The sequence below is a fragment of the Variovorax sp. GW458-11-26-14-LB1 genome, from assembly GCF_059423965.1.
Map to the genome: position 1 here is coordinate 1 of NZ_JBWKYW010000029.1, position 12,288 is coordinate 12,288.

At 68.1% G+C, this 12,288-nt stretch carries 16 protein-coding genes; 5 read left to right on the forward strand and 11 right to left on the reverse strand.

The annotated features are described in order from the left end of the window. The coding region (locus AC07YS_RS19030) for a phosphatase PAP2 family protein (protein WP_495275723.1) at positions 1-660 on the forward strand (660 nt) is incomplete at its 5' end. A 10-nt stretch (positions 661-670) separates the two neighbouring features. On the opposite strand, the gene lpxO is transcribed toward AC07YS_RS19030, so the two are convergent. From lpxO to AC07YS_RS19045, 3 genes are all read right to left on the reverse strand, one after another. Then, positions 671-1,567, reverse strand: a complete 897-nt coding sequence (lpxO, locus tag AC07YS_RS19035) for a lipid A hydroxylase LpxO (protein ID WP_062473341.1) — start codon at positions 1,565-1,567, stop codon at positions 671-673. A 93-nt stretch (positions 1,568-1,660) separates the two neighbouring features. Continuing rightward, positions 1,661-3,091 carry a sensor histidine kinase gene (locus tag AC07YS_RS19040; protein ID WP_307694715.1) on the reverse strand — a complete coding sequence of 477 codons (1,431 nt, stop codon included), beginning with the start codon at positions 3,089-3,091 and terminating at the stop codon, positions 1,661-1,663. Beyond that, positions 3,088-3,771 carry a response regulator gene (locus AC07YS_RS19045; protein WP_495268814.1) on the reverse strand — a complete coding sequence of 228 codons (684 nt, stop codon included), beginning with the start codon at positions 3,769-3,771 and terminating at the stop codon, positions 3,088-3,090. Before AC07YS_RS19045 ends, AC07YS_RS19040 begins: the two co-directional genes overlap by 4 nt. Positions 3,772-3,937: 166 nt before the next feature. Here AC07YS_RS19045 and AC07YS_RS19050 point away from each other — a divergent pair, with 166 nt between their 5' ends. After that, positions 3,938-5,074: an alpha/beta fold hydrolase gene (locus AC07YS_RS19050; protein ID WP_495268815.1), complete on the forward strand. Its 1,137-nt coding sequence runs from the start codon at positions 3,938-3,940 to the stop codon at positions 5,072-5,074. Between the two features lie 3 nt (positions 5,075-5,077). Here the strand turns inward: AC07YS_RS19050 and AC07YS_RS19055 are convergent, their stop codons facing one another. Then, positions 5,078-5,956: an NAD(P)-dependent oxidoreductase gene (locus AC07YS_RS19055; protein ID WP_495268816.1), complete on the reverse strand. Its 879-nt coding sequence runs from the start codon at positions 5,954-5,956 to the stop codon at positions 5,078-5,080. Positions 5,957-6,080: 124 nt separating this feature from the next. On the opposite strand from AC07YS_RS19055, the gene AC07YS_RS19060 reads away from it, so the two are divergent. Beyond that, positions 6,081-6,434, forward strand: a complete 354-nt coding sequence (locus tag AC07YS_RS19060) for a winged helix-turn-helix transcriptional regulator (protein ID WP_062473331.1) — start codon at positions 6,081-6,083, stop codon at positions 6,432-6,434. A gap of 13 nt (positions 6,435-6,447) precedes the next feature. Here AC07YS_RS19060 and AC07YS_RS19065 read toward each other — a convergent pair whose 3' ends face one another. The 3 genes from AC07YS_RS19065 to AC07YS_RS19075 are packed head-to-tail and all read right to left on the reverse strand — an operon-like array spanning position 6,448 to position 7,824. Beyond that, on the reverse strand, positions 6,448-6,849 hold the full coding sequence (locus AC07YS_RS19065) for an OsmC family protein (protein WP_095746356.1): 402 nt from the start codon (positions 6,847-6,849) through the stop codon (positions 6,448-6,450). A 31-nt stretch (positions 6,850-6,880) separates the two neighbouring features. Further along, positions 6,881-7,360 (reverse strand): GNAT family N-acetyltransferase, encoded by a 480-nt coding sequence (locus tag AC07YS_RS19070; protein WP_495268817.1) that lies wholly within the window; start codon positions 7,358-7,360, stop codon positions 6,881-6,883. Then, positions 7,357-7,824, reverse strand: a complete 468-nt coding sequence (locus AC07YS_RS19075; protein WP_062473326.1) for an Lrp/AsnC ligand binding domain-containing protein — start codon at positions 7,822-7,824, stop codon at positions 7,357-7,359. The genes AC07YS_RS19070 and AC07YS_RS19075 overlap by 4 nt, the downstream gene beginning before the upstream one ends. 128 nt (positions 7,825-7,952) lie before the next feature. Between AC07YS_RS19075 and AC07YS_RS19080 the strand changes: the two genes are divergently transcribed. Beyond that, the gene (locus AC07YS_RS19080) at positions 7,953-9,254 is read left to right on the forward strand and encodes a D-amino acid dehydrogenase (protein WP_495268818.1); all 1,302 of its coding nucleotides are present in this window, start codon (positions 7,953-7,955) and stop codon (positions 9,252-9,254) included. A gap of 42 nt (positions 9,255-9,296) precedes the next feature. Here the strand turns inward: AC07YS_RS19080 and AC07YS_RS19085 are convergent, their stop codons facing one another. Genes AC07YS_RS19085 through AC07YS_RS19100 form a run of 4 tightly spaced genes read right to left on the reverse strand, consistent with a single transcriptional unit; the run spans position 9,297 to position 12,068 of the window. Beyond that, positions 9,297-9,647, reverse strand: coding sequence for a hypothetical protein (locus AC07YS_RS19085; RefSeq protein ID WP_495268819.1), 351 nt, complete (start codon positions 9,645-9,647; stop codon positions 9,297-9,299). A gap of 28 nt (positions 9,648-9,675) precedes the next feature. Continuing rightward, the gene (locus AC07YS_RS19090; RefSeq protein ID WP_070062374.1) at positions 9,676-10,500 is read right to left on the reverse strand and encodes a MetQ/NlpA family ABC transporter substrate-binding protein; all 825 of its coding nucleotides are present in this window, start codon (positions 10,498-10,500) and stop codon (positions 9,676-9,678) included. 43 nt (positions 10,501-10,543) lie between these two features. Beyond that, positions 10,544-11,206 carry a methionine ABC transporter permease gene (locus AC07YS_RS19095; protein WP_095746360.1) on the reverse strand — a complete coding sequence of 221 codons (663 nt, stop codon included), beginning with the start codon at positions 11,204-11,206 and terminating at the stop codon, positions 10,544-10,546. After that, a complete protein-coding gene (locus tag AC07YS_RS19100; RefSeq protein WP_062473317.1) occupies positions 11,199-12,068 on the reverse strand; it encodes a methionine ABC transporter ATP-binding protein in 870 nt (289 codons plus the stop codon). Before AC07YS_RS19100 ends, AC07YS_RS19095 begins: the two co-directional genes overlap by 8 nt. Here AC07YS_RS19100 and AC07YS_RS19105 point away from each other — a divergent pair. Beyond that, positions 12,067-12,231 (forward strand): hypothetical protein, encoded by a 165-nt coding sequence (locus AC07YS_RS19105; RefSeq protein ID WP_495268820.1) that lies wholly within the window; start codon positions 12,067-12,069, stop codon positions 12,229-12,231. The two genes, AC07YS_RS19100 and AC07YS_RS19105, sit on opposite strands and share 2 nt — an antisense overlap. The last annotated feature ends 57 nt before the right edge of the window (positions 12,232-12,288 follow it).

The following is a 12,288-nucleotide window of genomic DNA, read 5'->3' on the forward strand; positions in this document are numbered from 1 at the left end:
CTCCCCGTCACACCCTGGCACCTGGCGCTGGGGCAGCGCTTCGCCACGCTGTGGGTCGTGAAGATGATCGGCACCACGCTCGGCATCTCGGGCTTCTTCGTCCTGTACTTCTGGGTGATGCACCACCCGCCCTCGGTGCCCACGGTGATGCCGCTCACCGCCATCGACCACTGGGTGGAGGTGAGCGACGACGCGATGCTGCTGTACAGCTCGCTGTGGTTCTATATCTCGCTCGCGCCGGCCTTCACGAAAAACAAGGCCGAGCTGTGGGCCTGCGCGCGTGGCGCCGCGCTCATGGCGGCCATCGGGCTGGCGGTTTTCTGGTGTTTTCCGACGGTGGTGCCGAGCTTCGCGATCGACTGGTCGCAGTACCCGGCGCTGCAGTTCCTCAAGAGCGCCGATGCGGGCGGCAATGCCTTCCCGTCGCTGCATGTGGCCTTCGCCGTGTTCGCGGCCGTGTGGCTCGGCCGCCAGCTGCGCAGCGTGCAGGCGCCCGCGTGGACGCAATGGGTGAACGTGCTGTGGGCCGCGGGAATCGTCTACTCGACGCTGGCCACGCGCCAGCACGTGCTGCTCGACGTGCTCGGCGGTGTGCTGCTGGCGGGCCTCGTGTGCTGGCGTCGCGCGCCGCGTGCCCGCTTGGTGCTGGCCGAGGCGTGAGCGCCGTCGGTTACCAGAAGATCCAGAGGGCGAGGCCGCCGAAGATCGTCCACTTGACCAGGTAGTACGCGCGCTTGTCCCAGGCCTTCAGCCGCTTGCCGACCACGCGGATCTGGTAGATGTACTTGAAGGCGCGGTTCAGCCCGCCCGTCTTGTCGCCCGCGTCGTTGGGCGAGGCGGCGGCGGCCAGCAGGTTCTTGGCGAACCAGCGGTTCACGGCGCTGGCCCAGCGGTACTTCAGCGGACGCTCGATGTCGCAGAACAGGATCACGCGGTCGTGGTCGGTGGTGTTCTCGGCGTAGTGGATGTAGGTCTCGTCGAACACCACGGCCTCGCCGTCGCGCCAGTGGTAGCGCTGGCCGTCCACGTCGATGTAGCAGCCTTCGACGCCCGGCGTCCACAGGCCCAGGTGATAACGCAGCGAACCGGCGAACGGGTCGCGGTGGCGCACGAGGCGGCTGCCCGGGGGCAGCTCGGCGAACATCGCGGCCTTGATGGTGCCGATGCCCTTGAGCAACTCGGTGGTGCGCGGGCACAGCACGGCGGCCGAGGGGTGCGCCTCGTCGTACCACTTCAGGTAGAAGCGCTTCCAGCCGCTCTTGAAGAAGGAGTTGAAGCCCACGTCGTTGAACTGGCTCGAGGCCTTGATGCTGCCGCCGTTGCGCATGGCCAGCGCTTCTTCGCGAATGACTTCCCAGTTTTCCTCGAGGATGCGCATCTCGGGGAACTGCGCGGGCGACAGGTACGGCGTACCGGGCACCTTCGAGAAAAGGTACATGAAGACGTTCAGCGGCGCCAGGAAGGTCGAGTGATCAGAGAGCTGTCTGAAGAACTTGTGCCGGACCTGGCCACGGAAGTGAACGTAGAGTGCGCTGAGCACGAAGATGGCAAGAATGACCCACTTCATTGGTGAAAGTGTCCTGTAGACGAGCGCCGGGGGAGCCGGCTAGTGTAAATCCTTACCCCGAAACAGGCCCGGCCGGGGCCTTTGCCCCCCGGCTCAGGCGCCGACGAGCAAGGGCTGCGGCACATCGGCCTGCGCCAGCGGCAGCCGCACCGTGGCCAGCAGGCCGCCGCCCGGGGCCTCGCCCAGCACCGCATCGCCACCGTGCCGGTCGACCACCGACTTGACGATCGCCAGGCCCAGCCCACTGCCGCTTTGCGTCTGGTCGGGGTTGCGGAAGAAGCGGTCGAACACGCGCTCGCGCAGCGCGGGCGGAATGCCTGGGCCCGTGTCGGCCACGGTCAGCAGCGCCCGTGCGCCCTCGCGCGCCACGTGCACCGTCACGGTGGCGCCGCAGGGGCTGTACTTGATCGCGTTGTCGATCAGGTTGTCGATCATCGAGACCAGGCTTTCGCGCTCGCCGAGCACCGGCACGGCGTCGTCGCACACCAGTTCGAGCTCCACGCCGCGCGCACGCGCCAGGCCCTCGATCATGGCCAGCCGGTCCTGCACCAGCCCGTCGAGCGACAGCATCACGGGCAGCGCGTTGGTGGCCACCGCGTCGCTGCGCATGAGCTGCAGCAGCTGCCCCACCAGCCGCGCCGCGCGGTCATTGCTGCGCAGCAGGTTGGCCATGAGCTCGCGCTGGCCCTCGTCGCTGCTCTGCTCCTTCAGCGCCTCGACGTTCACGCGCATGGCCGCCAGCGGCGTGCGCAGCTCGTGCGCCGCGTCGGCGATCAGGCTGCGCTCGCGCGTGGTGCTGTCGCGCACCCGCAGCAGCAGGCTGTTGATGCTCTGCACCATCGGCTTGAGCTCCTTGTGTGGCGGCGTGTACGACAGCGGCGTCAGGTCGTCGGGACCGCGCTCGGCGGTCTCGCGGCTCACCTGGCGCCACGGACGCAGCGCCAGCCGCACCGACAGCCAGGCGGGAAAGACCAGGAACGGCAGGCTGATCACCAGCGGCAGCAGGTAGTAGCCCCGCGACAGCACGGTGACGGCCAGCCGCCACACGCTGGGCTCGGCCAGCACCACGCGGGTGTCGGCGATGGGCGAGGCCATCGTGCGCGCGCGCCACTCGCGGCCGCCCGCGACCACGGTCTCGTTGCGGTCGGGCACCGAGTTCAGCAGCACGGGCACACCGGCGCGCGAGTTGTAGATCAGCTTGCCGTGCTGCCACACCTGCATGACCGCCAGGGCTTCCGTGGTTTCGTCGCCATCGCTGAGCGCCTCGATGAGCGCGGCGTCGAAGGCCTCGAGCGCCTCTCGTTGCCGCTCGGGTTGGTCCTCCAGCTTCTGCGCGATGGAGATCGCCGCCTTGAAGATGCTGGTGAACCGGAGCAGCCCCGGGTCCTTGTACGAGTCGTACAGCAGCAGCCCCACGGCCGAGGTCCACAGCAGCGCGACCACGGCCATCTGCGCCACCAGCAGGCGGCGCATCAGGGATGGCTGGTTCCAGTTCTTCCAGCCGCGCGCCAGCTGGCGCATCATTTCGACGGGCTCCGCACCAGCGACTGGGTGTCGATCACATAGCCGATGCCGCGCACCGTGCGGATGTAGCCCTGCCCGATCTTCTTGCGCAGGTTGGAGATGTGCACCTCGAGCGAGTTGCTGCCGTTGGCCTGGCCGCCGGGCAGCACCTGCTCTTCCATCACGCGGCGCGTGACCACGCGGCCGGTGCGCTTGAGCAGGAGCGCCAGCAGGTCGAACTCGCAGCGCGACAGCTCCACCGGCTCGCCATCGACGATCACGCCGCGCGTGGGCTCGTGCAACGCCAGGCCGCGCATGCGGATGGTCTCGTCGTTGAAGCCGTAGCTGCGGCGCGCCAGGGCCCGCACGCGCGACAGCAACTCGGCCAGCGCGAAGGGCTTCACGAGGTAGTCGTCGGCGCCGTCGTCCAGGCTGCGCAGGCGGTCGTTGAGCGCATCGCGCGCGCTCAGCACCAGCACCGGCAATATCTGGCGGGTGCGGCGCAGGCGCAGCAGCAGGTCGAGCCCGTCGCCGTCGGGCAGGCCGAGGTCGAGCAGCACCATGTCGAAGGCGCCGTTGTCGAGGGTGCGCAAGGCGTCGTCGAGCCGGCGGACCCGCACCACGTCCAGGCCCTGGTTGGCGAGCGCAATGCGCACGCCGTTGCCAAGATCAAGGTCGTCCTCAACAAGCAAAAGATTCATGGGAAGGATTCCAAGCGAACAAGCCCGGTTCCGGGAAGTGGCCGAAGTATCTGCCACACCCCGTCGTTGCGCTTCAGGAAGCCTTCATGAAGGCTGCAGGGCTTCTTCAGGCGGCGTGCCCACACTGCAAGGCTCCTGTTTTCTTCTTCCTGCCTGGAGCCCCGACGTGCCTCGCCCCTGTCTTTCCACGGTCCGCCCGCACTGGGCGAACCCACTTCACTTCCAGCGCCGCGACCTGCTGCGCGCCGTGCTCCTGGGCAGCGCGGCCGGGCTGGCCGCTTGCGGCGGCGGCGGTGGTGGCAACGCCGGCCCCGCCCCCATCGGCAACGACCTTCCCGTGGCGGCCACCGACCGCCGCGTGAAAGTGTCGACCACGCCCGAGGTCTCGCTGCAGGTGCGCGACTGGCAGCGCAGCGACGACGGCGGTCCCGTGCTCGTGCTGCTCGCCGGCCTGGGCGGCAACGCGCGCTGCTTCGACAGCCTGGCGCCCGCGCTGGTCGCGGCCGGCGCCGCCTCGCGCGTGCTCGCCGTGAGCCGGCGCGGCTACGGCCTGTCGGACAAGCCGCTGCCGGTGAAGAGCGCCACGCAGCACTACGAGGTAGACACGCTGGTCGACGACCTGGCCGCGCTGTGCGATGCGCTCGGCCTCACGCGCGTGGTGCTCGGCGGCCATTCGATTGCCGGCAACGAACTCACGCGCTTCGCGGGCCGCTTTCCCGAGCGGGTGCGCGGCCTGGTGTACCTCGATACCACCTTCGACTACACGAAGGACGCCGACACCGGCGGCGAAGACCCGCCGCTGAATCGCCGGCTCGACGAGCCCGCGCCCACGCCCGAGGACGGCCGTTCGATGAAAGCAGCCGTCGCGTACCTGCGGCGCAAGTCCAAGAACTGGTGGCCGGCGCTCGAAGCCAACCTGCGCGACGCGCTCGAGGTGCAGGCCGACGGCAGCGTGCGGCCCAACACGCCCGACGCCGTGGAGACCGCGATGGACACCGCGGCCCACCGCTTCTCGCCCGACTACCGGCCGGTGCGCGCGCCGGCGCTGGTGGTGACCGCGCTGCCGTTCGACCAGCGCGACCTCTTCCCCTGGCTCGAACGACCGCTGGGCGCGCAGACCGGCCAGGACGCCGCCGACTTCCTGCGCATCTTCCGCCGCGTGCGCCGCGCCGACGCCGACCGTCTGGCCACCGCGCTGCAGACCTCGCACCGGCTCACGCTGGACCACTGCAACCACACCGACTTCTTCATGGAGCGCGAAGCCGAGGTGGTGCGCGCGATCCAGTCGATGCGCTGGGCCTGATCCTTACTTGCGCAGCAGCTTGATCAGCGCCGCCAGTTCCTCGCCGCCGAGCCCCGCCGCATCGGCGCGCTGGAACAGGCCCGCGGCAAAGGCCGGGAACTCGGTGTTGATGCCCGCCTCCTGCGCGGTCTGCAGGATGCGCTGCGTGGCCTCGACCGAGATGCGCATCGGGCTCTGCGTGATCGCGAAGTCGCCCGACTGGATGACCGCGCCCTCGTGCTGGAGAAAGCCCGCGAAGGTCGGCATGATGCCGGCCACGATGCGGCCGTACTCGGCCACGTCGAAGCCTTCGTGCTCGGCGATGCGCGCGCCGTGCAGGAAGCCGAGCATCGTGCCGTAGATGCTGGACAGCGTGGCCAGGTCCATGGCCGCGGCCGCGCTGGCCTTCTCGCCGAGGTAGACGATGCCGCCGGCCAGCACCTTCAGCAAGGGTTCGGCCTCGGCGAACACGGCCCGCGCACCCGACACCAGCAGCGGCGTGTCGGGCCGGCCCATCTGGTCCGGCGCGGCCTGGATCGCGCCTTCGAGGTAGGCGGCGCCGTGGCGGTGCGCCCAGGCCTCCGCCTCGCGCGCGTCCTTCGGGCTGCCGGTGGTGAGCTGCGCGAGCAGGCGGCCGTCCATGGCGGCGGCCACGCCGTCCATCGCGAAGATCGCGTCGGCGGCGCGGTAGTCGTACACGCACATCACGGCCATGCGGCTCGCGCGCAAGGCCTCGGCCGCGCTGCGCGCCAGCACGGCGCCGCGGGCGACCAGCGCGTCGGCCTTGTCGGCCGTGCGGTTCCACAGCGTGACCTTGTAGCCCTGGTCGAGAAAGAGCCGCGCGATGACGACGCCCATGGCGCCCAGGCCCAGAACCGAAACTTCCTTGTTGGTGTTGCTCATGGCAATCCGATGCAGTGGTTGATGACGCCTGCATGGTAGAAATTGCACTTCCATATGGTCAAGTACCTACGATAAAGTAAGGTACTTACCAAATGGGAAGTATTGGAATCGCAAGGAGCAAGAGATGGCAGCGAAGAAGCCCTACAACTGCGGCATCGGCCCCGCGTTCGAGGTCATCGGCGGCAAGTGGAAAGCCGTCATCCTGTGGGAGCTGCACCTGCAGCCCTACCGCTTCGGCGAGCTGAAGCGGCTGCTGCCCGAGGTCAGCGAGAAGATGCTGATCCAGCAGCTGCGCGAGATGGAAACCGACGGCCTCGTGCACCGCGAGGTGTTCCACGAAGTGCCGCCGCGCGTCGAGTACTCCGAGACCTCGCTCGGCGCCACGCTCAACGCCGCGCTGGGGCCGCTGGCCGATTGGGGCGACCGCTATGCCAAGCGCGTGGCGGCGGCGCGCAAGCAGGCCGAAGCGGCGAAGTAGGAACGCAGCGCGTTCAGTCGGCCCAGCCGGTTTCGATCTCGGTCTTGACCTCGGTCATCAGCTTGTGCACGGGGCACTTGCCCGCCACGCGCAGCAGCTCATCGCGCTGCGCCTCGCTCAGATCGCCCGTCAGGCGCAGGCCCGACTTCAGGCGGTAGATGCCCTTGCGCTCCTCGCTGTCGTCGCGATCGACCACGACCTCGATGTCTTCCACCGGAATGCCCTTGCGGCGCGCGTAGAGCAGCACCGTGAGCGCCTTGCAGGCCGCCAGCGACGCGTCGTACAGGTCATGCGGTTCGGCACCGCCGTCGCTGCCGCCGCCAGCGGGCGATGCATCGACGGGGATCTCGTGGTTGCGGATCTTGAGGATGTGGCGCGTGCCGGTGGTGCCGTCGCGGCGGATCGAGAGGGTCATGCCGATGTCCTTGAAGGGGTGGAAAGAATGCTCAGGCCAAGTCTTTCACATACAGGATGGTCGTGAATCCGCTGTGCCATTCGAGGTCGGGGTAGCGGCCGGCCTCTCGGTAGCCGAGCGCAAGGTACAGGCCCTGGCTCTGCGTGTTGAAGGTGTCGGTCTCGAGCCGCGCCTGCGCCACGCCGTCGGCGCGCATGCCGGCTTCGGCAAAGGCCATGAGCGCACGGGCGATGCCCTTGCGCTGGTGCGCGGCGGGCACGTGCAGGGCCTGCACGAAGTCGTGCTCCCAGTGCACCATGCCGACCACCTCGCCCTCGAGTTCCGCCACGAAGAAGGCCGGGCCGCTCTCGTCGATGTAGCCCACGGGCTCGCCGCTGTCGGCATAGGCCTTGGCGGCCTCGGGCGTGAGCTGCGGCAGCCAGGTGCTCGCGAAGGTGTCGTCGAGGATGGCCTTCACCGCGTCGAAGTCCGCCAGGCGCCAAGGCCGGATGACGATGACGGCGGCGCTCACCGGTCCACCGCCAGCATCAGCGTTTCCTTGATCTCTTCCATCACCACGTAGCTGTGCGACTCGGCCGCCACCGGCAGCTTCTTCAGGATGTCGCCCAGCAGGTGCCGGTACTCGCTCATGCCGCTCAGGCGCGCCTTCACGAGGTAGTCGAAGCTGCCCGACACCAGGTGGCATTCGAGCACCTCGGGCATGTGCAGCAGTTCCTGCTTGACCTTGTCGAACACGTCGCCCGACTTGGCCGAGAGCTTGATCTCCACGAACACCAGCAGCGTCTTGCCCAGCGCCTCGGGCGACACGTGCGCGTGGTAGCCGGTGATGACGCCGTCGCGCTCCATGCGCTTGACGCGCTCGGCGCAGGGCGAGGCCGACAGGCCGATGCGCTCGGCCAGTTCGGTCATGGAAATGCGGCCCTGGCGCTGCAGCAGGTCGAGGATCTTGCGGTCGATTCGGTCGAGTTCGGGCATTTCACTCCGCGCGGGGCCTTGGACGGTTTTCGGCAGCGATTTTCACGGCCAAAGACATAAAAACAATGGAATCCACTGCATTGTGCACTTTAGATTCACATCATTCCATTCAGATCAGCGGATACACCATGAAAGTCATCGTTCTCGGCGGCGGCGTGATCGGCACCACCACGGCGTACTACCTCGCGCGCTCCGGCGCCGAAGTCACCTTGCTCGACCGGCAGGCCGGCCCGGCCGAGGAAACGAGCTTCGGCAACGCCGGCCAGGTGTCGCCCGGCTACTCGACGCCGTGGGCCGCGCCCGGCATTCCGCTGAAGGCGATCAAGTGGATGTTCCAGAAGCACGCGCCGCTGTCGATCCGCCCCGACGGCACGCTGTTCCAGCTGCGCTGGATGGCCGCCATGCTGCGCAACTGCTCGCCCGAGCGCTACGCCGTGAACAAGGAACGCATGATGCGCGTGGCCGAATACAGCCGCGGCTGCCTGCAGCAACTGCGCGCCGACACCGGCCTGCAGTACGAGCACCGCACCGGCGGCACGCTGCAGCTGTTCCGCACGCAGGCGCAGCTCGACGCGGTGCAGCGCGACATCGCCGTGCTCGAGGAATGCGGCGTGCCCTATGAACTGCTCGACCGCGACGCCCTGGCGCGCGTCGAACCCGGCCTGGCCGGCGCGCGCGAGCGCCTCACGGGCGGCCTGCGCCTGCCCAACGACGAAACCGGCGACTGTCACCTGTTCACGCGCGGCCTCGCCGAGATCGCGCACGGCCTGGGCGTGGACTTCCGCTTCAGCCAGACCATCGACGGCCTGGAGACCGACGGCGGCCGCATCACCGGCGTGCGCACGCGTGCCGGCAAGATCCTCACGGCCGACCGCTACGTGATGGCCTTCGGCAGCTACTCGCGCGCCGCCATCGCCTCGCTGGGGCTGGACATTCCGGTGTACCCGGTCAAGGGCTATTCGCTCACGGTGCCGCTGCTCGACGAATCGCTCGCGCCGCAATCGACCGTGCTCGACGAAACCTACAAGGTGGCCGTCACGCGCTTCGACAACCGCATCCGCGTGGGCGGCATGGCCGAGCTCGGCGGCTTCGACCTGCGCCTGAACCCGGCGCGTCGCGCCACGCTCGAGAAGGTCGTGAGCGACTTGTTCCCGGGCGGCGACCTGCCCAACGCCAGCTTCTGGACCGGCCTGCGCCCCATGACGCCCGACAGCACGCCCATCGTCGGCGCCACGCGCTACCCCAACCTGTTCCTGAACACGGGCCACGGCACGCTGGGCTGGACCATGGCCTGCGGCTCGGGCAAGCTGATCTCGGACCTGGTGACGGGCCAGCGGCCGGAGATCCGCACGGACGGGTTGGCGATGGACCGCTACACGCAAGGGCCGTCGCGTTCGGCGCGCCCGAGCCCGACGACGGCGCCGGCCTGACCGACGCCTGGGAGGCGACGGGCCGCGCAGGCCCGCGCTGACTTACTCGTCGCTCGCGTCGTTGCCCGTCATCGCGAGCACCTCTTCGACAAAGGCCTCGAAGCGCGGCAACGCGACAGGCAGCCCGTCGAGCGAAGCTGCTTCGCCCGCATCGAAGAAATGCGGCGTATCGGCGGGCATGGCGACCCATTCCCCGCCTTCGACCAGCAACCCCAGATACCCCTGCGCCGTCGGCAGGTAGAACAGCCCCGCGCTGTCGAGCACGCGCTGGCCGTCGGCCTCGCCGCGCCCCCAGCGCACGCCGTGGCGCGCGAGGTGGTCGCTGATCCAGCCGTCGCACACGTGCGTGTCGCGCCAATTGGCCTGGCCATCGAATACGGCGAGCACGGGCATGGGGCGTCCTTCGCTGAAGCCTGATCGATTACTGCAGGAAGCTGGGCTTGGCGTAGCCCTGGAACTTGCTGTCGACCACCGTCTTGAATTCCTTCGAGCGGTAGGCGTCGGCGATGTCCTTGGCCCAGGCGGCGTTCTTGTCGGCGCTCTTCACGGCGACCACATTCAGGTAGTAGTCGGGCGTCTTCTCGAGCACCACGGCCTCGGTGAGCTTCAGGCCCGACGAGATCGCGAAGTTGCCGTTGACGATGGCGTACTCGGTGTCGCCCAGCGAACGCGGCAGCTGCGCGGCCTCGAGCGGAATGAACTTGAGCTTCTTCGGGTTCTCGGCCACGTCCTTCTCGGACGCGCGCAGCGGATCGATGCCGGCCTTGATCGTGACCAGCTTGTTCTGCTCCAGCAGCACCAGCGCGCGCGCCAGGTTGCTCGGGTCGTTCGGCAGCGTCACGCGGTCGCCTTCCTTCACGTCGGCCAGCGTCTTGCGCTTGGTCGAGTACACGCCCATGGGCGCGATCGGGCCCTGCACCAGCTCGGCGAGGTCGAGCTTCTGGTCGGCCGAGAACTTCTGCAGGTAGACCCGATGCTGGAAGAAATTGGCGTCGAGCGAGCCCTGGGCCAGCGCGAGGTTGGGCTGCACGTAGTCGTTGAACTCGACCAGCTTCACCTTGTAGCCCTTCTTCTCGAGGATCGGAATGATGCCGGCCTTGAGCTGGTCGGCGTTGGAGCCGGCGGTGCCGCCGATCACGAGGTTCTTCTTGGCGTCCTGCGCCTGCGCCGACAGCGAGAGGCCGCCGAGCGACAGCGCGACGAGGGAAACGGCGAGGACGGAACGGCGCAGCAGTGCGGTTTTCATGGAATGAACTGAAAGATGAGAGAAGAAAAAGGAGAAAGGGACATCAACGCTTGTCGAGCCGGCGCGCCGTGGTGTTGCCCACGAACTGCAGGATCTGCACCAGCACCACGAGCAGCGCCACGGTGAGCACCATCACGTCGGTCTGGAAGCGGTAGTAGCCGTAGCGGATCGCCAGGTCGCCGATGCCGCCGCCGCCCACCACGCCGGCAATCGCCGAGTACGACAGGAAGCTCACGGCCAGCACGGTGAGCGCGAGCACCAAGCCCGAGCGCGCCTCGACGATCAGCACGCGCCAGACGATCTGCAGCTCCGAGGCGCCCATGGCATGCGCCGCCTCGATCACGCCGCGCGGCACCTCGCGCAGGCACTGGTCGACCAGCCGCGCGAAGTACGGAATGGCCGCGAACGACAGCGGCACCGCGGCCGCGAGCGGGCCGATGGAGGTGCCCGCGATGATCCGCGTGAACGGCACCAGCGCCACCAGCAGGATGATGAACGGGAAGGAACGCACTGTGTTCACGATCCAGTTGAGGACGTGGAACGCCGGCTTGTTCTCGAGCGACTGGCCCGGGCCCAGCAGGAACAGCAGGATGCCCAGCGGTCCGCCGATGAGCACCGCCGCCGACAGGCCGATGGCCAGCATCAAAAAGGTCTGGCCCGTGGCCGTCCACAGCTCGGGAAGGATGGGGGTGATGTTCTCAAACATAGGCCAGCTCCTGCGCGTTGCGCTGTGCGGTCGCCACGCGCGGCGCCACGGGTTCACGCGCCTCGCGTTCGCGGCGGCGCACCAGTTCGTCGATCTCGCGGCCGAGCGCGGTCTTGCGTTCCTCGCTCGGCGCATCGACGGCGAACTGCTCGATGAGGCGGCCCTTTTCGAGGATGGCCACGTTGCGGCACAGCACCTCGACCACCGACAGCTCGTGCGTGACGATCACGATGGTCACGCCGATCTTCTGGTTGATGTCGCGCAGCGTCTCGAGCAGCGCGCGAGTGGTTTCGGTGTCGAGCGCCGAGGTGGGCTCGTCGCACAGCAGCACCTGCGGGCGCGGCGCCAGCGCGCGCGCGATGGCCACGCGCTGCTTCTGGCCGCCCGAGAGCTGGGCCGGGTAGGTGTCGATCTTCTCGGCCAGGCCGACGAGGTCGAGGCACTCGCGCACCCGTTCGTTGATCTCGGCCTTGGAGTGGCGGCCGTGGATCTTCAGCGGGAAGGCCACGTTGTCGAACACGGTGGCGTTCTGCAGCAGGTTGAACTGCTGGAAGATCATGCCGATGTTCTGGCGCGTGTCGCGCAGCTCGCGGCGCGACAGCGTCGTGAGGTCGCGCCCGCCGACGAACACCTGGCCCGCGTCGGGCCGCTCCAGCAGGTTGATGAGGCGCAGCAGCGTCGACTTGCCGGCGCCGCTCTTGCCGATCAGGCCGAACACGTCGCCCTGCTGGATCTCGAGCGAGAGCGATTGCACGGCATCGAACACCTCGCCACTGGGCAAGGCAAACGACTTCTGCACCGATTGAAGACGGATGACCGGCGCCGCGTTGCCGCGTGCCGCATCAGGCGAAGGGAAGGTCATGAAAGAAGGCGCGGGCCGCAAGGGCGCGATCGCGCAGGTTCGCAAAAAGGTGCCGAGTATGAAAAGAAACGAGCCGAAAGGGAACGAACAAATCGGCTCGTACTTATATGAAAAATCAAATAAGAAAGACCACATGGAGCGAGTGGACGCCATATCGATATGAGGATTGGTTCGTTCCCGATCCGCGGCGGCAATGCCACATTCGGCGCCTTCATTTCTT